The 20,283-nt window shown below is 42.6% G+C and carries 20 protein-coding genes; 9 read left to right on the forward strand and 11 right to left on the reverse strand.

The annotated features are described in order from the left end of the window. Positions 1-111: 111 nt before the first annotated feature. Positions 112-1,104 carry a porin gene (locus R7035_RS19605; protein ID WP_262652035.1) on the forward strand — a complete coding sequence of 331 codons (993 nt, stop codon included), beginning with the start codon at positions 112-114 and terminating at the stop codon, positions 1,102-1,104. Between the two features lie 610 nt (positions 1,105-1,714). On the opposite strand, the gene R7035_RS19610 is transcribed toward R7035_RS19605, so the two are convergent. After that, on the reverse strand, positions 1,715-2,059 hold the full coding sequence (locus R7035_RS19610; protein WP_005377323.1) for a DUF3316 domain-containing protein: 345 nt from the start codon (positions 2,057-2,059) through the stop codon (positions 1,715-1,717). Positions 2,060-2,520: 461 nt separating this feature from the next. On the opposite strand from R7035_RS19610, the gene R7035_RS19615 reads away from it, so the two are divergent. The 4 genes from R7035_RS19615 to R7035_RS19630 all read left to right on the forward strand — a co-directional run bounded on the left by R7035_RS19615 (position 2,521) and on the right by R7035_RS19630 (position 6,320). Then, positions 2,521-3,309 (forward strand): transporter substrate-binding domain-containing protein, encoded by a 789-nt coding sequence (locus R7035_RS19615; RefSeq protein ID WP_005377324.1) that lies wholly within the window; start codon positions 2,521-2,523, stop codon positions 3,307-3,309. A 135-nt stretch (positions 3,310-3,444) separates the two neighbouring features. After that, positions 3,445-4,392, forward strand: coding sequence for an amino acid ABC transporter permease (locus R7035_RS19620; RefSeq protein ID WP_213896133.1), 948 nt, complete (start codon positions 3,445-3,447; stop codon positions 4,390-4,392). A gap of 14 nt (positions 4,393-4,406) precedes the next feature. Further along, on the forward strand, positions 4,407-5,141 hold the full coding sequence (locus R7035_RS19625; protein WP_005377326.1) for an amino acid ABC transporter ATP-binding protein: 735 nt from the start codon (positions 4,407-4,409) through the stop codon (positions 5,139-5,141). A 276-nt stretch (positions 5,142-5,417) separates the two neighbouring features. Beyond that, positions 5,418-6,320, forward strand: a complete 903-nt coding sequence (locus R7035_RS19630) for a homocysteine S-methyltransferase family protein (RefSeq protein WP_151514815.1) — start codon at positions 5,418-5,420, stop codon at positions 6,318-6,320. 147 nt (positions 6,321-6,467) lie between these two features. On the opposite strand, the gene R7035_RS19635 is transcribed toward R7035_RS19630, so the two are convergent. Continuing rightward, positions 6,468-7,460, reverse strand: coding sequence for a zinc-binding dehydrogenase (locus R7035_RS19635; protein ID WP_017635220.1), 993 nt, complete (start codon positions 7,458-7,460; stop codon positions 6,468-6,470). A gap of 346 nt (positions 7,461-7,806) precedes the next feature. Between R7035_RS19635 and R7035_RS19640 the strand changes: the two genes are divergently transcribed. Beyond that, entirely contained in the window at positions 7,807-8,880 is a 1,074-nt protein-coding gene (locus R7035_RS19640; RefSeq protein WP_250154756.1) for a permease, read from the forward strand. A gap of 98 nt (positions 8,881-8,978) precedes the next feature. Here R7035_RS19640 and R7035_RS19645 read toward each other — a convergent pair whose 3' ends face one another. Beyond that, the gene (locus R7035_RS19645) at positions 8,979-9,740 is read right to left on the reverse strand and encodes a transporter substrate-binding domain-containing protein (protein WP_086046774.1); all 762 of its coding nucleotides are present in this window, start codon (positions 9,738-9,740) and stop codon (positions 8,979-8,981) included. Positions 9,741-9,860: 120 nt separating this feature from the next. Continuing rightward, positions 9,861-10,379, reverse strand: coding sequence for a cysteine hydrolase family protein (locus R7035_RS19650; protein WP_033906138.1), 519 nt, complete (start codon positions 10,377-10,379; stop codon positions 9,861-9,863). 114 nt (positions 10,380-10,493) lie between these two features. Here R7035_RS19650 and R7035_RS19655 point away from each other — a divergent pair, with 114 nt between their 5' ends. Further along, complete coding sequence (locus tag R7035_RS19655; RefSeq protein ID WP_258489139.1) at positions 10,494-11,405, forward strand: GlxA family transcriptional regulator; 912 nt, start codon at positions 10,494-10,496, stop codon at positions 11,403-11,405. Positions 11,406-11,610: 205 nt separating this feature from the next. Here R7035_RS19655 and R7035_RS19660 read toward each other — a convergent pair whose 3' ends face one another. The 3 genes from R7035_RS19660 to R7035_RS19670 form a co-directional block, all read right to left on the reverse strand. Then, positions 11,611-12,660, reverse strand: a complete 1,050-nt coding sequence (locus R7035_RS19660; RefSeq protein ID WP_182039736.1) for an alcohol dehydrogenase family protein — start codon at positions 12,658-12,660, stop codon at positions 11,611-11,613. Continuing rightward, positions 12,657-13,178 carry a TetR/AcrR family transcriptional regulator gene (locus tag R7035_RS19665; protein ID WP_031777252.1) on the reverse strand — a complete coding sequence of 174 codons (522 nt, stop codon included), beginning with the start codon at positions 13,176-13,178 and terminating at the stop codon, positions 12,657-12,659. Before R7035_RS19665 ends, R7035_RS19660 begins: the two co-directional genes overlap by 4 nt. A gap of 143 nt (positions 13,179-13,321) precedes the next feature. Then, positions 13,322-14,503 (reverse strand): MFS transporter, encoded by a 1,182-nt coding sequence (locus R7035_RS19670; RefSeq protein ID WP_017635963.1) that lies wholly within the window; start codon positions 14,501-14,503, stop codon positions 13,322-13,324. Positions 14,504-14,662: 159 nt separating this feature from the next. On the opposite strand from R7035_RS19670, the gene R7035_RS19675 reads away from it, so the two are divergent. Beyond that, complete coding sequence (locus R7035_RS19675; RefSeq protein ID WP_005377338.1) at positions 14,663-15,547, forward strand: LysR family transcriptional regulator; 885 nt, start codon at positions 14,663-14,665, stop codon at positions 15,545-15,547. A 115-nt stretch (positions 15,548-15,662) separates the two neighbouring features. Here the strand turns inward: R7035_RS19675 and R7035_RS19680 are convergent, their stop codons facing one another. Both R7035_RS19680 and R7035_RS19685 read right to left on the reverse strand, forming a co-directional pair. Further along, positions 15,663-16,568 carry a TIGR03571 family LLM class oxidoreductase gene (locus tag R7035_RS19680; RefSeq protein ID WP_047102674.1) on the reverse strand — a complete coding sequence of 302 codons (906 nt, stop codon included), beginning with the start codon at positions 16,566-16,568 and terminating at the stop codon, positions 15,663-15,665. A gap of 132 nt (positions 16,569-16,700) precedes the next feature. After that, positions 16,701-17,606, reverse strand: coding sequence for a LysR family transcriptional regulator (locus R7035_RS19685; RefSeq protein WP_005377343.1), 906 nt, complete (start codon positions 17,604-17,606; stop codon positions 16,701-16,703). 112 nt (positions 17,607-17,718) lie between these two features. On the opposite strand from R7035_RS19685, the gene dkgB reads away from it, so the two are divergent. After that, positions 17,719-18,519, forward strand: coding sequence for a 2,5-didehydrogluconate reductase DkgB (dkgB, locus tag R7035_RS19690; RefSeq protein ID WP_047102673.1), 801 nt, complete (start codon positions 17,719-17,721; stop codon positions 18,517-18,519). A gap of 198 nt (positions 18,520-18,717) precedes the next feature. Here the strand turns inward: dkgB and R7035_RS19695 are convergent, their stop codons facing one another. Next, a complete protein-coding gene (locus tag R7035_RS19695; RefSeq protein ID WP_047102672.1) occupies positions 18,718-19,410 on the reverse strand; it encodes an SDR family oxidoreductase in 693 nt (230 codons plus the stop codon). Between the two features lie 106 nt (positions 19,411-19,516). Further along, positions 19,517-20,215, reverse strand: coding sequence for an IclR family transcriptional regulator (locus R7035_RS19700; protein WP_017635969.1), 699 nt, complete (start codon positions 20,213-20,215; stop codon positions 19,517-19,519). Between the last annotated feature and the right edge of the window lie 68 nt (positions 20,216-20,283).

Below are 20,283 nucleotides of genomic sequence, written 5' to 3' on the forward strand. Positions count from 1 at the left end.
TGAGGGCTTGTTTATATTTATCCATAGAATATGGTTGAATTTGCACTTTAAAAATAATTGCCACTGTTCATAATTTCACTCGATTCAAACAACACAAGTAGTGGTAATTAAATGAAAATGACAAGAACGTCGATCGCAATCTCAGCACTTTTTTCTGCAAGTGCTGCAAATTCAGCCGTAGTTTATGAAGATCAAGAATCAGTATTAAATATTCATGGCCGAGCGCAAGGGATGTATTATTTCTCTGATGATAAAAATGCAGACGGAGATAATAGCTACATTCGTGTAGGACTTGCAGGTGAGTCTAAAATAAATGAAGATCTTTATGCCTTCGGCTTATATGAGTTGGAATTTAAGTCTAATCGCAGAGATGCTGATGGGATTGAAGATGCTGATGGGATTGAAGATGATGAATTTGATATCCGAAAAGGCTATGTAGGAGTTGGTGCAGATTACGGAACAGTAAGTTATGGACGTCAATACGGTGCGGTCACTTTAGTATCTGACTACACGGATATTTTCCCGGAGTTTGGTAATGAAGCTGCTGGCGTAAGTGCGGATCTATATGGTACCGGTCGCTCCGATTCAGTATTTAAGCTAACGACAAGCTATGAAGGTTTGAATATTCATGTTAGCTATCAGGCTGAAAACGATGAAGTGTCAACAGATGCAGCCTCTTATGGTGTGGCGGCGGACTACAAGTTGCCATATGGCTTCAAAGTTGCGCTTGGTTACAACGAAGGTGAAGGGCAATCGGGTGCAGAAGATGCAGAGCTGCTAACGGGTGCTATTGCATTTGAATACGACAAGTTTTATGCCTCTGTTTTATACAGTGATGGTGAAAACTGGGCTAAAGATGGTTCTGAAAGTAATATTGATTACACCGGTATTGAAGCAGTTGCCACTTATGAAATAACAGATAAGCTTTGGGCACTTGTTGGCTATAACAATCTAGAGCGTGATGATGAAGACGTCGTCGATTACTACTCACTAGGTGCAGAGTACGATTTGACTTCTAATTTTAAAGCACTAGCAGAATACAGAATTACAGATGTAGACAATGAAGACGATATTCTTGCAATAGCTGCGAGATATTCATTCTAAAAAATTAATAAATATAAAAAGCCTGAAACTATGTTCAGGCTTTTTTATTTATCGGTGTAATTTTATAAGTGCTGATTTTCATCCATATATAATGGATTATATTGATCGTTACTTATTAAAGTGTTTTGGATATAATTGTTTTGTTAGCTAGTCCACTGCTAGTTTTCATTTTCATATTTTTTGAATGATGATTTTTTTCTTTGGCAACAAGAAGTATCTTGTTGCCTTTTTTTATTTTTACGTCTTATGGTTAATTAAAACAAAAAGAGTTTTTTATATATTGCTATAAACGAGAAAAATATAACGACAATTGTTAATCTTAGGTTGAGTTAATCTTCATAAAAAAGTGAACTCAATTTCAAGGGTCTTTTTCATTTAAGTGATGTGGAATCCATATGGCGAACCAAGTGAATGATAAAGCGCCAAACGACGAAATATATCTCAATGAAGATTGGAAAAATGATTTTTATGTAAACGATAGAGGTAGGGATTGATACTGTTTATGTAAGGAGAGAGCGATTTATGAAAAGCAGTCGTTTCAATGTGATTAGACACCTTTACTTTCTTAAAATAGGAAGGGCTCTAAGAAAGTAAAGGTGCAGATGATTTTTTAGTTTTTACCGCCGTCACTTGTTCTGAAGTGATAATCGAAGTTTATGATTGCACGATATTTAACTTCATCACGGTTAAGTGCGTATTCTTCAACTCTCACCTTACTATCATCGATTGCAATATCACGAGGGAAACCGCTTCCAATGATGTTTAGACGATTTCTAAGTTCATGTTTTGATAGCGTTTGGTATTCATCGACAAGATCAAACGCAGAGCTATAAGCGGCATCTTTTGTCGTAAAGTCATTGAGAACAACTTTGTTTGTAGAGTGTTCGACATGAATACCAGCAGTAGCAGATAAACTGAATAATAATAGTGATGAGAGCGTCATTAGTTTTTTCATATAGTCACCTTTTTATTTGTATTACAAAGTCAAGATGTCCAACGAATCCTTGTTAATATCTCTCGACAAAGGTGATAGTGCCATTATAGAAATGTGCTGTACATCACATTTGTGACCATTGACTATGGAAGAATTGTCAACAATAAAACTCAAGCACTTTTGACATTACGGTCAATGTGAAAAAGCGAATATCTGTATGGTTTCGTTAATAATTAAACCACTCTCGGAAACGCTGACTATTCAGTCAAAGCGTATGTTTCTTGTCGTTATAGTGACCTGCCTACAACTTAATCACTTAATGCATGCAATTCAATTGCAATGGCTTGGTATAGATTTTCATTCAGATCTTCCAGCTTAGTAACGATCCTACAAATTCTAGTGATTAAAAAGTCATTGTTTGTGGTTTTTTATTCTATTGTCGTGTATAAAAAAACTTTACAACAAATGATAAAGGAATATCCATGAAAAAGTTATTGTGTTTTGCTGCACTGGGGTTAGCTGTTTCGACGACGGTTAATGCAGACCCAATTTTAGACGACATCAAAAGTACAGGGGAGCTAAAAGTCTGCTTTGATTCTGGGTATATGCCTTTTGAAATGACAGCAAAAAATGGGCAGTACATCGGGTTTGATATCGATTTGGGTAAGCAAATGGCGCGTGCCATGGATGTTAAGTTTGTTCCGGTAAACACTTCATGGGATGGCATTATCCCAACACTGTTGACTGGTAAGTGTCACATGATTATGGGCGGGATGACTATCACACCTATGCGAAATACTCAGGTGAATTTCGCTGATCCCTATGTGGTTATTGGTCAATCCATTCTCGTAGATCTCAAACATGAAGGTAAAGTGTCTAGTTACCGAGATCTCAATAGTCCAGAATATGTTGTTGCAACTAAGCTTGGGACAACGGGTGAGCAAGCGGTAAAACGATACCTTCCGAAAGCTAAGATAAATCTATACGAAACTCAGTCTGAAGCGGTACTTGAGGTTGCCAACGGAAAGGTAGATGCGTTTGTTTATGACTTTCCTTACAACTCTATTTATGTGGCGGAAAACAAAGGGCAGTTAATGCACTTGGCTAAACCGTTTACTTACGAGCCTTTGGGTTGGGCTGTGCCGCAAGGAAATCCAGATACGCTTAACTTCTTAAACAACTATTTACGTCAAATTAAGGGCGATGGAACTTACGATCGCATTTACGATAAGTGGTTTAACGACGATAAATGGTTAAAGCAAGTTAAGTAATCATTTTGTTATTGTAGAGGAGCGGCTAGCTTCTGGCTCGGTTCATCGCCAACCAAACGGTTCGCGCTGTGAAGCTAACGCTTTTCTTTATTCAAATACCCAACCAACTTTAATCAAAGTCATTCTCGGAATCACATGCAAAATAACTTTAAATCCCTATTGTGGAACGCTGTTTTTGTTCTTGTTTTGCTATCAATTTGCGGTCTTGTCTATCTGTCAGGTAAGCGAATCGATTACAGCTGGAATTGGGAGCGTGTCCTTCCTTATATTGCCACTAACGCTGCTTCATCCATTACCGCGCCTGTCGATGGGAACATCATTCTCGACGAGAATAACCAACTGGCTCTGGAGAGTATTCATGGTGATATTGTTCTTGAACTAAGCCAATATAAGTCTGTGGACGTCTATGAAGGTGATCTTATTTTTGAAGGAGATACCTTAGCAACTATAAAAGAGTGGCGCTCTGGCCCAATTTTAGATGGTGTTGTGACGACCATTAAAATCTCACTCTGGTCACTTATCATTGCTCTAGCGTTAGGCTTAGTTGTTGGACTAATGCGCATATCCAGCAATCCGGCATTAAAAAAGCTGGCGCTTGTTTATGTCGAGGTCATTCGTGGAACGCCTCTTTTAGTACAGATTTTTATCGTTTACTTCTTTATTGGTACTGTGCTTGACCTTGAGCGTTTTACTGCGGGAGTGATAGCGCTCTCCGTGTTTACCGCCGCTTATGTCGCAGAAATTGTGCGGTCAGGAATCCACTCAATCCCAAGAGGACAAATGGAAGCGGCGCGTTCACTAGGAATGAATTATCCCAAAGCGATGATTTATGTCATTTTACCTCAAGCGTTTAAGCAGACATTACCTCCCTTAGCCGGGCAGTTTATCAACCTGATAAAAGATTCCTCACTTGTCTCCGTGATTTCGATTACTGATCTGACAAAAGCGGGCAGGGAAGTCGTAAGTGGTAGTTTTGCCCCATTTGAAGTTTGGTTTACCGTTGCGGCCCTTTATTTGCTTCTAACTAGTACCTTATCTTGGGCAATACAAACGTTAGAAAAGAAATTGGCAGCAAGTGATTAATGGTGGAGTCATTAATGGAATACATTATTTCAGCAAAAACAATTAATAAAATTTACCCTAATGGCTGCCATGCGCTCAAGGACGTATCGGTAAATGTAGAAAAAGGGGAAGTGATTGTCATCGTAGGACCGTCAGGTTCTGGTAAGTCAACATTCTTACGGACGATTAATCAATTAGAGACAATAAATAGTGGGTCTATAATCGTAGATGGTATCGATATGTACCACAAATCTACGGATATCAATAAACTACGCGCTGATGTGGGCATGGTATTTCAAGGCTTCAACCTTTTTCCACATAAAACGGCGATAGAGAACGTCATGTTAGCACCTTTAAAGGTTTCTAAACGTGACCCTGAATCGGTGAAGAAAGAAGCAAAAGATTTGCTTTATAAAGTCGGTCTGTCGGAGAGAATGGATAATTATCCTAATCATTTATCGGGTGGACAGCAGCAGCGCGTCGCAATCGCTCGTGCGTTAGCAATGAAGCCCAACATTATGTTGTTTGATGAACCCACATCAGCACTAGACCCTGAAATGGTTGGAGAAGTTCTTGATGTGATGAAAGATTTGGCCAAGGACGGAATGACCATGGTCGTGGTTACTCATGAAATGGGTTTCGCAAAAGAGGTCGCTGATAGGGTGTTGTTTATGGAAGATGGTGAGCTTTTGGTTTCTGACTCTCCTGAGCGATTTTTTGATAACCCCTCCAATCCTAGATTGCAGAAATTTTTATCTAAGGTCTTATAATAAAAAGAAAATTTGATTGAGGGTTAGCCCCTCAATCACTTCATGCACTATTGTGGCTCGTAACGCCCGCCTCGCCGAGAGACATAGATAATGGGCTTTTTACTCGAAGTTAATGGCGATAACATTAGCTTGGTCCGAATGAAAGGTCTGGTAAATACTAAAGTGTTTAATCAGCCATTAAGTCTTTGTTCACTTTAAACATAACAATTTCATTTTGAATTGATAAAAATTGTGTTTGAATAGAGCTTATGGATGTTTGGCGGTATGGATGTCTAAATGAAGAAAGTAACAATTTTAGATGGTGGCATGGGGCGAGAGTTGAAACGTATTGGCGCCCCTTTTTCTCAGCCGCTTTGGAGTGCACAAGCGCTAATTGAATCACCACAACATGTAAAAATGGCCCATGAGAATTTCATAGACGCTGGCGCAGAGATTATCACTGTCAACAGTTATGCATGTGTCCCATTTCACTTAGGCGAGGAACTCTATGCAAAACGGGGGACTGAGTTAGCAAAATCTGCAGCTAAAATTGCCAGAGATGTAGTCACCAGCTCCAACGATAGAGTGCTCGTTGCGGGCTCTCTTCCTCCTGTAATGGGGTCTTACAGGCCTGAATTATTCGAGCCGAAAAGGGCACTGGAAGTGGCCTCTGAGTTATTTGAAGCTCAAGATCAATATGTTGATATTTGGTTAGCTGAGACCGTGTCTAGCCTCGCTGAAGTTGAAGTTCTATCAATAATTTTAGCCAAAACAGATAAGCCCAATTATCTTGCTTTCACCTTAATGGATGAGCCTAACTCTTTGCCTCGCCTTCGCTCAGGGGAATCTCTTAAAGTCGCGGTTAATACGCTGTTGAAAACAAATGTTTCAGGTATCTTTTTCAATTGCTCTATTCCTGAAGTTGTCGAGCAAGCGATCATAGATACACAAGCAGTATTGAGTGAGTCAGGTAGAGAATTGACGATAGGTGTTTTCGCAAATAGCTTTGCTCCGATAAAGCAAGCGCACCAAGCCAACGAGACCATTCAGGAAGTTCGTCATTTCTCTCCGACTGAATATCTTGAGTATGCTAAAAAGTGGCATGCGCAGGGAGCAAGCATTATTGGTGGTTGCTGTGGGATTGAACCACGTCATATTAAATTGCTAGCGACTTGGAGAGACACTCTCGAAAACGCCTAATTTTGCTGAAGCGCAGGGAAGTATGGCAAGAGGTTTTGTTTTTCATTCATCGTTATAGACAAAATAAAGGTCTTTCATATCTGGCAAAGTAACAAGATGCTTTAACTTGCTCATTACTTTGCCAGTTTGCCTCGAGATCTTTATTAACTATTTTTGGTTCAGATTAACGACAATCTTTCCAACTGTTCTCTGATTTCGCATGTCCAAGAGTGCGTTACCTACATCCTCTAAGCCGATGATCTTCAGTTTCGGTACTTCCAATTCTCCATTTTCTAATAGCTCAGACACTTCCTTTCCGGCATTAACGATACTTGCAAACCCTCTCTCGCCAAAGACATGACCAGAGCCCAAACTTATTTGGTGGAAGCCCAAGCCTTTTAAGAAGGCATCTGGATATTGAGAAGGGTCGACAGTCTTGACGAGCTCCACCATTTCTCCCTCAAAGGTTAACACCGAGGCTGCAATTCGGTCGTTATCACCGCCTACACAATCGAGTGCAACCTCAACGCCATGATTTCCGGTAATGTCCATTACTCGCTGAACTACATCTTCATGATGATAATCAATCATATGGGTTGCTCCTAACGAGGACAAATATGCGTGATTAGCTTCTGAACTAGTAGCAATGATCTGTTCAACACCAAATGTCTTTGCTAACTGAATAGCAAAGCTTCCAACGCCGCCAGCACCTCCGGCGATAAAAATGCTGCTTCGATTTGAAATATCGAGCTTGTCTACCAAAGCGCGATATGCGGTCCAGGCTGCGCAAGGTGTAGATGCTGCCACTTCAACCGGAACCTGAGGGTGCTTTATGAGCGTTCTTGAATCATGGATAGCAAATTCAGCGAATCCACCGTGATGGCGCCTCATGTTTCCGTGATACAACACTTTATCGCCAACCTTCCAATCAACGACCGCATCGCCTACAGAGACTATTTCTCCTGATACGTCTAACCCGCCAACAAAATTGTTATCCATGTTAGTGACCATGTCTGACCAATAATGAATTTTTGCATCGACAGGGTTCAAACCAACAGCGTTAACTTTAACCAATACATCAAATTGGGTTTCTAGTTTTGGTGTAGGTAATTCGGATAAAGAGAAAGTATCGTTATCTCGTTGGTAAGTTATCGCTCTCATAGGTTTTCCTTATTATTAAGAATGGTCGAAAGTCATACTAACTCAGAGGGTGCTGCTGAAATAATTATGGTTTTTTCTTATTTTGATAATTTTAGGTTATGTTTGATAAAAAGGATTCGAGATGCTCTGAAATTATCATCGACAACCAGTCTGCATAGCTAACGACATGTAACTTTATGATAAGTATTGACTAGTTTTATTATTCCATTTTTATGGAAATATTTTGTTGATCTTTTGTTTTGTGATTCTATACTTCCAGAAGTGTCGAAATAAAGGTTTGTCTATCAGGTAAGCTTGTTAGCGAAAAATGACGAGGAGAGTAAATGTGAATACAGAAATTATAACTATGGCTAAAGAAGCGCTGGATATGTTTGCGTTTCTAGCAACCGAACTTATCATCTTATTTCTGGCAATTAGCTACATTGTCGGTGTGTTGCAAGATTTTCTAACGCCAGAAAAAATTCAATCTATTCTCAGCTCGAAAAAGGGTAAAGGTTACTTCATTGCTGCGTTGCTAGGTTCGATTACGCCTTTCTGTTCGTGTTCGACCATTCCTTTCTTAAAAGGCTTGTTGCGTGCAAGAGCAGGTTTTGGACCTATGATGGTGTTCCTATTTGCAAGCCCGTTGCTTAACCCAGTGATTATTGGCTTGTTTGTGGTGACTTTTGGTTGGAAAGTTGCGGTATTTTACTTTGCTATCGCGATGTCAGTATCAGTGGTAGCAGGCTATGTACTTGAAAAACTAGGGTTTGAACGTTACGTCAAACCAGAAGCATATCAAGCGGTAGGTTCTTCTTCGTGCGGTACTTCTTGTGGCGATTCAAGCAAGAAAAAAGAAGAAGCGAGACCAGCATCAAGCTGTGGTACCAGCGCCTGCAATGAACCTACGCCAGTTGCGGCGAAAACATCTTGTTGTGGTGATGCACCAAAACCTGAACCTAAAGTGGAAGTGTCTTGCTGCTCATCAGACGGTAGTGCAACAGCGACAGTCTTGGAAGAGAAAGAACCTAGCCGCTGGGCACGTATTTGGCAATCAACTTGGAAAGACTTTAAGCAAGTGTTCCCTTATCTCATGATGGGCATTGCGATTGGTTCATTTATCTATGGCTTCATCCCGACGGAGTTCATTGCGGAGTTCGCTGGTGAAGCGAAGTGGTACGCGATTCCGGTCGCAGCAATCATTGGTATTCCATTGTACATCCGTGCAGAGGCGGTCATTCCACTTAGCGCGGCACTAGTACAAAAAGGTATGGCTCTTGGATCTGTTATGGCGCTTATTATTGGTAGTGCTGGCGCAAGTCTTACAGAAGTGATTTTGTTGAAATCAATTTTTAAGAACCAAATGATCGCTGCCTTCCTAATCGTTATCTTAACGATGGCCATGGGAGCGGGTTACTTATATAGCTGGGCTTTTTTATAAAAATAACCCTCGGGCGATTGCTCGAGGGCTCTGTTTTTGTCGCCATATAGGGAAAGGGAAGTTTCCTATACCGCGCAGACTATAAAAAAATAACGAGGTTACTCGTAAATACTATAGGAGAAATACTTGCTGGCGATGGTTTTATGCTTACCGCTCTGGATCAATTTTTGTATTCCGCTATCGAGTAATGCTTTTAATTCTTTGTCTTGTTTTCTCACTGCTACGCCAATGCCACGGCCGAACCACTTTTCCTCTGTAAACGCTGGTCCAGTAAAGTGATAGCCTTTACCTTGTGCAGTTTCAAGAAAACCAGCACTTAAACCGATTGAGCCACCAAATACAGCATCTAACCGTCCATTGAGTAGATCGGTAAATGCCTCATCGAACGTACCATAACGACGAATATCAATATCTGGATACAAGGCAGAAAGGTACTTATCACCAATTGTGGCTCTTTGAACTCCAATAGATAAACGATTTAGGCTGCCGTCATCCATGTTGATTTCTCTATCATTTTTCATTACAAAACGAGTCGGTACTTTTGCATAAGGGACGGTGAAATCGACTTTCTTTTCTCGTTCTTCTGTGATTGTCATTGCAGCAATAATCGCATCGTTCTTGCGACTAAGGAGAGAAGGGATGATGCCATCCCAATCCATTTTTGAGATAACGCACTTTACTTCTAACTCTTTGCATAACGCGTTAGCGAGGTCGACTTCAAACCCTTCTAGCTTTCCCTCTTTTGTCGTCCAGCTAAATGGGGGGTAAGCCCCTTCAACAGTGAAGCGAATTTGTTTCCACTCTTTCGCATGGCTGAAAACTGAAAATAAGCTAATAAACAATACGACTATCCATTTCATAAACGTTTCCTTGTAACTATTTGGAAACCAATGTTTAACACAAAGTAAGCAAATATCAATGGAAGTGCATATATGTGTGACCTTTCGCCCGCATTGTGTGAGCGAAAGGTTTTGCGTGTATTACAGCTTATCTTCAATAGTTACGAGGGGAACTCTCGTTGAGACAGCGTGAAGTGCAATGTTGTGAATCATTTCATCGACCGTGGTACAGCTATCCATTAAGATCGAAACATCATACTTGTCCGCAGATTTTGAAATAGCAGTATGTGTCACGCAGTTTTGTGTCATCATTCCGCATACAAGTAACTCCGTTACATTTTTGCTTGCCAATACTTCTTCTAAACGTGTTCCTTCAAAGCTATCTGCGAAGTGCTTTACCACGATTTCGGAATTCGGCGCTAAAGCAAGAACTTCTGGGTGAATATTGGCACCGTCGCTGCCTTCATTGAAGAATGGGGCAATACCCATGGCAGGGTCGGCAATATGCTGAATATGAATCACAGGAATGTCTTGCTCATTGGCTTTAGTTATTGCTCTCTTAACATTGTCTAAAGTCGATTCTGTATTCCATAAAGGAAACTTTCCTTCCGGGAAATAGTCGTTTTGCAAATCAATTACAAGTAGGGCTTTTTGAGTCATTTTCTTTTCCTTTTATTGAGGATCATTGCGGTACGAATAATATAAAGACTTTTAGCCACCTTCTTTAGAGTCTAAAATGACACAAAAGAGTCAAAAAGCGACACTTGAAGATAAATGAAAATAGCACTCGTTAATTACCCAGATAGCTCACAAGCCTCCGTATATGGTTTAAGCGAACTCTTCGAGATGGCAAACCGTGCGGCGGCTAAATTGGGCGTTGATGTGCACTTTGAAGTAGAGATATTGGATCACTGGCCAAACACGCACTTCGATGTGAAAACAGCGGTAATGATTCCGCCTAGCGGCACTGGTCAATATTACTTAGAACCAGAGCCAGAGCTACTCGACTGGTTAAATGTCCAACATAGTAAAGGTGCGATTTTAGCCTCCGCCTGCGCTGGTACTTTTATTCTTGCTCAAACCCAGTTGTTGACCAATAAGTCTTGTACGACACACTGGGGCTTGGCTCCTTCATTAGCGAGTCAGTTTCCCGATATCCACGTAAGACAAGAAGCCATCCTTATTAACGAAGGAACGATCATTACGGCTGGGGGTATGATGTCATGGGTGGATTTAGGTTTGGAGCTGGTTTCCTTATTTGCGTCACCGGCAGTAATGCGCCTGTTAGGAAAAATGTTGGTTATTGATACTGGTCCGAGAGAGCAACGCTTTTATCAACAGTTTACTCCAAACTTCCAACATGGTGATGAGGTAATTGTTCAAATACAGCACTATATAAACGATCATTATCAAGGAAAACTGAGCAATAAAGAGCTTGCAGAGTTGAGTTGTTTAACAGAAAGGACATTGCAGCGACGCTTTAAAAAGGCGACAGGTTTCAATGTTAACCAATACATACAAAGCTTAAGAGTACAAAAAGCTTGTGATTTACTTGAGTCGACAACCCTAACATTTGACGCAATATCATTTAGAGTGGGTTACCAAGATGTGAGCGCGTTCAGGAAAATATTTAATAGAATCGTAGGTTTAACACCGAAGTCGTTCAGATCTCGGTTCTGTTCATGAACGCCAGAAGTAAGATAATGTTGGTATTAAACATTTATAACTCAGAAGCAAACACCGCATATTTTTACAAGCTGGCTTAGCGTGATGAAAAGGGATAACAAGCTAAGCCAACCGTAGCGCACTCCTAATTACTGAACATTTTGTAGAATGCTTAAAGGGTTCTCAAATTACAATGACTTGTATAGGTCGTTGTTAATCACAAAAGCTATGTGATTTCCAAAACCAGTTTCCCAATATGTTGCTTGCGTGAAAATACTTCTTGCGCTTGACCTATCTGGTTCAAGGGAAATGACTCCGCGACTAAGGGACGAATTGCGTTCTGTTCGATATAGCGAACCAAGTTACCGAATACTTCTGGTGCCAAAACGGTACAACCAAATAACGCTAGGTCTTTAAGGTAAAGAGTTCTTACATCCAGCTCGACAATTGGGCCGCCTATGGCGCCGGAAACAGCGTATCTTGATCCTGGCTTTAGTACCTGAAGAAATTGTGGCCACTGCTCTCCTGCGACCAAATCAATCACTACGTCAACGCTGTTTTCTCCGAGAGTCGCTGTTAAATTTGCATCGCGAGGGATAACTTGGTTTGCTCCTAATGCCGTGATCTGTTCTTTCTTTTCTGGGCTGGCGATAGCAATGACGTATGCTCCACGCGCCTTCGCCAGTTGGATTGCGGCAGAGCCAACACCGCCGGATGCCCCTGAAATCAGTACGGTATCGCTCGCTGTGACATTAGAGCGGACAAGCATGTTCTCGGCAGTTGAATAAGAACAAGGGAAGGAGGCCAAATCGATATCCGATAAACTACTATTCACAGCATATGCATGTTTACTGTCAACAACAGTGAACTGAGCAAAGCCACCATCACATTCTGAACCGAAGTACCAAGGCGAGCTAAGTGCTTGACTGTTGAAGCGCGTAATACATGGTTCGATGAGCACACGCTGACCGATTCGTGATGGGCAGATATTCTCACCAACAGCGACGATGGTACCGCATACATCGGCACCTTGGATTCGAGGGAGAGATAGCGCGTCTCCTGACCAACTTGCATCCATGCTATTGGCGTCATTTTTAGAATACCATGCTGTTCGGGTATTGATGTCGGTGTTATTGACTCCGGCGGCGGCAACTTGGATCAATACATCATCAGGCGAGGGGACTGGCACAGGTATATCATCGCGGTAACGAAGCATATCTGGCCCACCATGACCGATAAGTTGGACGCCTTTCATGACTTTCGGGATTGTGGTCATTGATTGTTCTCCTTCATTAGTTCTAGCAGAGTGTGTTCAGCGGATGCAAAGGCAGCGTGACCGAGAACCGGCCATGCGTTGGATAGACCTTCATGTAACAAGAAGAGTGTGGTTGCGAGGTCTTCTCGCTGACTTAGTTGGACCATAAGCTGACGAACCGCCAATTTGTGTTGTTTTACTGCTTGATTAATAGATAGATTTTCTGGATAGGCTGCTAATGCATTGATGGACATGCAGCCATTCGGTGCAAACTCCTTCATCCAATCCTCGAGGCGAGTGAATAGGTGTAATACAGCCGGTGTTCCATTGGCAGGGGCGTCTTCGAGCAAAAAACTCAAATACCTTTGATGGCGATGCTCGAGAGCTGCAACAATCATCGCTTCCTTGGAGGGGTAGTATTTGTACAGGGTTCTCAGGCTGACTTCGCAGGCGTTTTTGAGTTGGGGTACGCTAGGCTCGGCGAAGCCATACTGACTGAATGCTTTTTCTAGGCTTGCTGCGATTTTTTCTTTCACTATTTGATACACCAGGTAGAACGTTTGTTTTACCTAAGGGTAGAATAAACTTTCTACCTCAGTCAATGGTGTATTTAAACTCTGTATTGAAAGCCCGACGTAATGCCGGGCTAATTTAAGTGATTTTTATAGATTCGGAACGTGAATCAGTGTGCCGTTGCGTGCTGTTCTCCACGCTTGTCTAGCATTCCGCTGAAACGGGTTAGTAGTAGAGCACCTAATACTACGATCGCGCCAATCCAAGGTGTGTGCATCAGCCCAGCATTGGCCACGATAAGGCCACCGCCCCAAGAACCCAGTGCAATACCTACGTTAAATGCAGCAATGTTGAGACCAGAAGCGACGTCGACTGCATCAGGTGAATATTTCTCTGCTAGTTTGACAACATAAACTTGAAGTCCTGGAACGTTACCAAAGGCAAAGGCACCCCAGACAAGAATGGTCACTACTGCAGAAATTGGATTAAATGCTGTGACACTAAACACGAGCAATACCACAATTAGGCCCGAGAAAATCGCTGTCAGAGCTTTGATTGGCCCCATAGAGTCGGCCATCTTTCCGCCCCAGATGTTGCCGAATGCGACTGATACACCATAAACCAACATAATTAGGCTGATAGCGCTAGAGCCAAACCCCGAAACTTCTTCCAAAATAGGAGCCAAGTAAGTGAAGGCTGTGAACGTACCACCGTAACCGAGCGCGGTGATTGCGTACACCAAAAGTAGACGAGGTTGAGTCAAGACTTTTACTTGCGATGACAGCTTGGTTGCTGGTGGTTGTTTCAGATTACTCGGCACTAGCAGAGCGCTTCCTATCAGTGCGATGATTCCAAGGATCGCGACGATTAGGAAGGTTGCCTGCCAACCAAATGTCTGGCCAATCCAGGTGCCAAGTGGCACGCCCGTCACTAGAGCTACGGTCAGACCGGTAAACATAATAGCAATTGCGCTAGCGGCTTTTTCTTTTGACACTAGGCCAGTGGCGATAGTCGAGCCGATCGAAAAGAACACACCGTGTGCAAGCCCGGTCAGTATCCTTGCTGTGACTAGAGTGTTGTATCCAGGTGCTTGCCAGGCTAACAGATTGCCAAGAACAAACAGTGCCATAACAGAAAGCAGAACGTACTTTCTTTTCCAGTTACCAGTCAGCGCTGTTAAAACGGGAGCACCAACCGCGACACCAAGTGCGTACAGGCTAACTAAAAGACCCGCTGAAGGTAATGATACGTTGAGGTCGGAGGCCATAGTCGGTATCAGACCGACAATTACAAACTCCGTGGTTCCAATAGCAAAGGCGCTAAGCGTCAATGCAAGTAAAGCTAAAGGCATAACAACTCTCTCTTATAATCATTGAATATGAATGGATAAACGAATAGCCCGTTTCCATGCCGTGTATTATTAAAGAGTTATTCGTTGCGAAAAATGGTGTTTATTACAAAATACTTTTGCTATAAATGATGGAAATGCGCAATTAAGAAAGGGGATGAAATGTTAACCCGATCAGATGAATTAGAGATTCTTATGGCAGTTGTGGATAGTGGTGGATTTTCTTCCGCTGCTGATGCACTAGGTATTCAAGTCGCTAGGGTATCTCGTGCGGTTAGTAAAGTTGAATCACAGTTGGGGGTAACCTTGCTGAATCGCACGACACGCAGAGTGGAAGTTACTGAGGAAGGGCATCAGTTTGTTGAAGCGGTTCGCTTAGGTTTACTACAAATACAGCAAGCTGAAGAAGAGATCATCACACGAGGTGAATTACCCAAGGGGCGCTTAAGAGTTGATGCCGCTAGCCCATTTGTTTTACATCAACTCGTGCCGTTAATTCAGCCATTTAAAGAGGCTTATCCTGATATTCAACTCGATCTTACCTCTAATGAGGGTTTTGTGGATCTATTGGAAAAAAGAACCGATGTGGCAATACGTATTGGACGATTATCGGATTCAACACTGCATGCTAAACCTTTAGGAACAAGCCCACTATTTATCGTTGCCACGCCTGGTTATTTATCTAAACGAGGTTTCCCTGAAGCGGTGAGCGATTTGCGCAGTCATAACTTGATCGGTTTTTCTGGCGCTAAAGTGTTAAATCAGTGGCCATTACGAGGGTTTGAGATGATAGAGCCTGATATCCTATCCAGCAGTGGTGAAACGGTTAGACAGTTAGTGCTGGCAGGGAACGGCATTGCATGTTTATCTGGCTTTATGGTGAAAGATGATCTTGATTCTGGACGGTTAGTGGCATTGTTTGAATCGGAAAAAATCACAAATACTGGACGAGAACAGGTCAATGCTGTCTTCTACAAATCTTCTTCAGTCTCTAAACGTATTTCCGCGTTCATCGACTTTATTCAACCAAGACTTACTTTAAAATAACTCTATTATTGTTGTTTTAACAAAAGATTTTTGTCGTTATTGCAGCTTTTGTTTTTCCAAGTGCCAAGCCTAGCGTGCCACCCCTTAGTAAGGTGGCACATATTTTTATTTGATCTTAGTTAAAGCGTGGCAACACGTACTGAGCGATCTGTTCCATTGATTTCTCAATTGGTTGGCTATTACGACGGAAATGCAACCCGATGTGATTGACTCCTGCTTCTTGCATTTTTTCTAGCTCATCGCTCAAGCCATTGACTCCGGCCCGGATACCAAAGTGATGCCGAACGACTGGTGCATTTGGGTTATCGACTAAATCAAGATGAATAAAGCTGGCGTAGGGTTTGTTTCCCGCTACGGAGCGCCAAAGTACAACGCGGTGTTCATGATCATCAGGTGTGCCTGGGTAGGCGAGCCAGCCGTCTAGGTTTTCTCCTATCCATTGTGGACTTTGCTGCGCTAACCCTGCGACATAGATAGGAATATCAGCAAACTCGGGTAATAACTGTAGATCGTTACCCAGCTTATCATTTTGCGTATCTTTCAAAATCTCTACACTTTCTCGAAAAGCCGAGCCACGGCTGTCAAAGTTAGCGTTAAAAACGGGATATTCACTAGGACGGTCTCCACTAGCCACACCGAGTATCAGGCGGTCACCACTTAACTCGTTGATGGTCGCAGCGGCTTTTTTCACTAGCCAAGGTTGTCTTAACGGTAATACTATCGCTGCTGTCCCTAGTAGAATGTTGTCGGTGCACGCAGAGAGATAGCCAAGATAACTGAACGGTTCATAAATTTGTGCCGCGTCTCCAAAGTTAGGGTCGTACAACGGGACATCTCTCACCCACGCTACGTTAAAGCCTAACTTATCGGCTAACATAATACGCTGTTTATGTGCACTCATGTCTGGTACGCCGAACGGTTTTCGTTGGAGCAGGCGTTTTTTCTGGCCTTCTTGGGTCCAGTCATTATCTAGGGGGAGCTCAACCCCGATGGTGAATCTGTTACTTAAATCTTTATGCATTATGAAGCCTGACTATTACTGTGAGTACTAGGATGCAAGGTGCCTCCCTGATATTCAGGACACTATGAGATTTTTGTTGTGAGAAAAAGCGGCAAAAAGACAAAAGTGTTTTGCCACAAACAGCGGTGGTCTTTAAAGGAACTGGTGGTTCTCTACCTTGATTTCTTGCTTGATGAAGTCAATAAAAGAGCTGATCCGGCGTGAGGTACTGGCATTTTTGTAATACACCGCATGAACGGGCTGTTCGACATTATGCGTGTGTTCACTAAGCACGCCCACTAAGCGACCAGCTTGTCGGTCAGAGTAGGTCATAAAGTCAGACAGGCAAGCTATCCCCGCACCATGTAAGGCTAAACACCTTAGCGTCTCGCCATTATCAGATCTTAGGCTACTCATAATACGCAGAAGTTTGTTCTTATCATCCATGATCGGCCATTCCTTAAGATACTCCGGCTTGTTGAATCCAAGTAGCTTGTGATTGAGTAACTGATCTATTGAGGTTGGAGTACCATGTTGTCTTAAATACTCTGGACTCGCGACGATTCGAATCCGACTTTTACCAAGAAATATCGCGCGCATGGTTGAGTTTTGTAGCTCACCGATACGAAAAGCAATATCGGTTTTTGTTCCCAAAAGGCTAATATTTTCCTCATTGGAATTGAGATCGATTTCGACTTCTGGATACAAGCTCTGATATTTAGCAATGTGCGGCGTTAGTACGTGCAGTAAGAAGGGGGTAGCTGCGTTTATTCGTAGGAGGCCAGAGGGCTTATATTTCTGGCTTTTCAGTTGTGCTTCGGCATTCTCTACTGCTTCTACAATATGTCTGACTTTATCGAGGTATATCGTTCCTTCATTAGTAACATCTAACTTACGGGTTGTGCGATTTAACAAAGTCGTTTCGAGTTTGGCTTCTAGCCGAGATACCGATCGACTCACCGCCGAGACGGTCATCGATAACAGTTCAGCCGCAGAGCTGATTGAACCCGTATCGACCACGGCCATAAAGGTGCGCATTTCATCTAGAGTAGCTTTCATTGTTGAATATATTTCAAATTAGATTTGAGTATTGTTAACTTTACGGAAAGTTTCTTGCGGCGTAAAGTTTTGCTTCGAATCAACTATAAAATCGATAATTCAGGAGATTTAGATGAAAGTACCATCATTTGGCGTCGGCACGTTTCGTTTAGAGGGTGAAGTAGTTAAGGATTCAGTCCGTAATGCGTTAGAAGTGGGTTACCGCGTAATTGATACTGCACAGATTTACGGTAATGAGGCAGAAATCGGTGAAGTATTGACACAGTCCGGTATTGCACGTGATGAGCTATTCATTACGACCAAGATCTGGGTTGATAACATGAACACGGAACAACTCATTCCAAGTCTAAAAGAGAGCTTAGAAAAGCTAAATACAGATTATGTGGATTTGACCTTGATCCACTGGCCTGGCAATAACAATAACTTGAGCGAATACATGGCTTCATTACTTGAAGCTAAATCGCAAGGGTTAACCCGTAATATTGGCGTCTCCAACTTTAATATTGACTTGTTGCAACAAGCGATAGAAGTGGTCGGTAAAGAGAATATTGTTACTAACCAAATCGAGCTTAGCCCTTATTTGCAAAATCGTAAGTTGGTCAGCTTCATGCAGGAAAACGATATTCAGGTAACGTCTTACATGACCTTGGCATATGGGAAAGTACTTGGGGACCCAACTATTGCAGGTATTGCTGAGGACTATCAGGCCACGCCAGCTCAAGTCGCGCTTGCTTGGGCGCTGTCAAAAGGTTACGCGGTGATCCCGTCTTCAACTAAACGAGAGAATTTGGCAAGTAACCTGAAAGCACTTGAACTTAATCTGAGTGAAGAGGCGATTGCTAAGATAGATGCGTTGGAAAGAAATGGCCGCGAAGTAAACCCTGAAGGGCTAGCGCCTGAGTGGGATGATTGAGTGAGTTTCACGGGAAATCATTGCCTAAATGACACCTCTGCAATCGCTGACTTCCTCAGCGTTTGACGGTAGTACAACACCATAGACGATAACGGCTCGCTTGTCTGACGATAGTGCGAGCTTTTATCTTTTTGGCCTATTAGTTTACTGTATTCTCCCGGCCTTCAATTTGGCCGGGAGACGTCATTTAGAGATCAGTTACCATTCGATTGTAGAGCCATCAAATACGCGGAAGCTTCCGGATAGCTCAAGTGTTAGTTGTTCTGCGACCGAAACAATGCCTGCAACACTTTCCTCGGCAGAAAAGGTTGCGTCCTCACCGCCCATATCGGTTTTTACCCAGCCGGGATGAACTGCGACAGTTTTTACTCCTCGCGATTCGAGATTGCGTGCTGCTGATACTAGAACCTGATTAAGCGCTGCTTTAGATGCTCGATAACTGTACATGTTACCTGAACTGTTATCGCTTAAACTCGCAACTCGGGTTGAGATTCCCACGATGGTTTTGTGCTGACTTTTCGCAACGTTGTCTTGTAGTGCTTGAATTAGCAGGGCAGGTGCGACGGTATTTATGTTTAGTACTTCTAGCCATTTTTTCTGGGTCATTTCGCCAAGCGTTGCACACTCTTCGCCTAATACACCTGCATTCAGAATTAAATGATCGAGCGGACGATCCGCTAATCGAGTGGCTAACTGATCGATATCTTGTTGGTTAGTGACGTCTAGAGCCATCAGTTGAAGTTGATTGGGTTGGGTTACTAGTTCATTGAGCTGCTTAGCATTTTCTGGTGAACGACAAGTTGCGATAACTTGCCAACCTTTTCCAAGGTAGTGGCGGACAAATTGCAAGCCTAAGCCACGGTTAGCGCCAGTGATTAATACAGTAGACATCGCTTCTCCTACGTTGTTGAGTTGAACAACGACCATATTAGAGGCGACGTATAAGCATGTAATCAAAACAGTATAAAAATGGCCTAGAATTCGACATTGTCAAATCTTAAAGTTTGAGAAAGATGCTGGCAAAGTGTTTTAGCCTAGTGACCGTCAGTTCGGAGGCAGCACCGCTGACACCTGCAACAGCAACGACCTTACCATCCAAGTAAAGGGGGATCGCTAAGCAATTGAGGTTTGGCTCTGCCTCTTCTAAATCGAGTGCGTAACCTGATAATACAACCTGATTAAGTTCAGTTTCTAACGTGGGGGATATTTGGCTTTCAAGGCGCAATGTTCGGCGAAGCTCATCATCAAAACTAAGAAAAACCTTGCCGATCGCAGATGTTGTGAGTCCTTCTCGTTTCCCTCTCGGGCTACGGATAGTAAGAGGGTTATCCTGCTCTATAGCATCGATATACAAGTACTCTTTAGCGCCACTTTGTACAGCGAGGTAAGCAGTGTTGTTAGTCATTTGGGCCATTTTTTTCAGCAATGGAACAAAGTGTTGTCGGATAGCTTCGTTTTTTTGTTCAATCGGCTTAGACAGTTCATAGCATCTAAACCCTAGGCTGTAGCTATGGTTGTGTTTGGATACATATCCAAGAGAGTGTAGAGTCGCAAGTAACCCGTGAACAGTCGTCTTATTTAACTGGATCGCATTACTGATCGTCTGTAATGATAGGGGAGACTCACTCATCGAGAGCAACTCGAGGATTAGAAAACCTCGCTCTAGAGACTGAATGTTTTTTCTTGCCTTGGGCACAAAGACTCCTTGATGATGGTGTTGCATCTGAATGGCTTACTGATGCTTCCACCTATAACAAACCACTA

Source organism: Vibrio sp. 1731, assembly GCF_033339955.1.
In the GTDB taxonomy this organism is placed as follows: domain Bacteria; phylum Pseudomonadota; class Gammaproteobacteria; order Enterobacterales; family Vibrionaceae; genus Vibrio; species Vibrio alginolyticus.

What these genes read in the sequence shown, in the direction of transcription:
- R7035_RS19605 (WP_262652035.1), top strand. Translation starts at nt 112, where the DNA reads ATGAAAATGACAAGAACGTCGATCGCAATCTCAGCACTTTTTTCTGCA.
- R7035_RS19610 (WP_005377323.1), bottom strand. Translation starts at nt 2,059, where the DNA reads ATGAAAAAACTAATGACGCTCTCATCACTATTATTATTCAGTTTATCT.
- R7035_RS19615 (WP_005377324.1), top strand. Translation starts at nt 2,521, where the DNA reads ATGAAAAAGTTATTGTGTTTTGCTGCACTGGGGTTAGCTGTTTCGACG.
- R7035_RS19620 (WP_213896133.1), top strand. Translation starts at nt 3,445, where the DNA reads ATGCAAAATAACTTTAAATCCCTATTGTGGAACGCTGTTTTTGTTCTT.
- R7035_RS19625 (WP_005377326.1), top strand. Translation starts at nt 4,407, where the DNA reads ATGGAATACATTATTTCAGCAAAAACAATTAATAAAATTTACCCTAAT.
- R7035_RS19630 (WP_151514815.1), top strand. Translation starts at nt 5,418, where the DNA reads ATGAAGAAAGTAACAATTTTAGATGGTGGCATGGGGCGAGAGTTGAAA.
- R7035_RS19635 (WP_017635220.1), bottom strand. Translation starts at nt 7,460, where the DNA reads ATGAGAGCGATAACTTACCAACGAGATAACGATACTTTCTCTTTATCC.
- R7035_RS19640 (WP_250154756.1), top strand. Translation starts at nt 7,807, where the DNA reads ATGGCTAAAGAAGCGCTGGATATGTTTGCGTTTCTAGCAACCGAACTT.
- R7035_RS19645 (WP_086046774.1), bottom strand. Translation starts at nt 9,740, where the DNA reads ATGAAATGGATAGTCGTATTGTTTATTAGCTTATTTTCAGTTTTCAGC.
- R7035_RS19650 (WP_033906138.1), bottom strand. Translation starts at nt 10,379, where the DNA reads ATGACTCAAAAAGCCCTACTTGTAATTGATTTGCAAAACGACTATTTC.
- R7035_RS19655 (WP_258489139.1), top strand. Translation starts at nt 10,494, where the DNA reads ATGAAAATAGCACTCGTTAATTACCCAGATAGCTCACAAGCCTCCGTA.
- R7035_RS19660 (WP_182039736.1), bottom strand. Translation starts at nt 12,660, where the DNA reads ATGACCACAATCCCGAAAGTCATGAAAGGCGTCCAACTTATCGGTCAT.
- R7035_RS19670 (WP_017635963.1), bottom strand. Translation starts at nt 14,503, where the DNA reads ATGCCTTTAGCTTTACTTGCATTGACGCTTAGCGCCTTTGCTATTGGA.
- R7035_RS19675 (WP_005377338.1), top strand. Translation starts at nt 14,663, where the DNA reads ATGTTAACCCGATCAGATGAATTAGAGATTCTTATGGCAGTTGTGGAT.
- R7035_RS19680 (WP_047102674.1), bottom strand. Translation starts at nt 16,568, where the DNA reads ATGCATAAAGATTTAAGTAACAGATTCACCATCGGGGTTGAGCTCCCC.
- R7035_RS19685 (WP_005377343.1), bottom strand. Translation starts at nt 17,606, where the DNA reads ATGAAAGCTACTCTAGATGAAATGCGCACCTTTATGGCCGTGGTCGAT.
- dkgB (WP_047102673.1), top strand. Translation starts at nt 17,719, where the DNA reads ATGAAAGTACCATCATTTGGCGTCGGCACGTTTCGTTTAGAGGGTGAA.
- R7035_RS19695 (WP_047102672.1), bottom strand. Translation starts at nt 19,410, where the DNA reads ATGTCTACTGTATTAATCACTGGCGCTAACCGTGGCTTAGGCTTGCAA.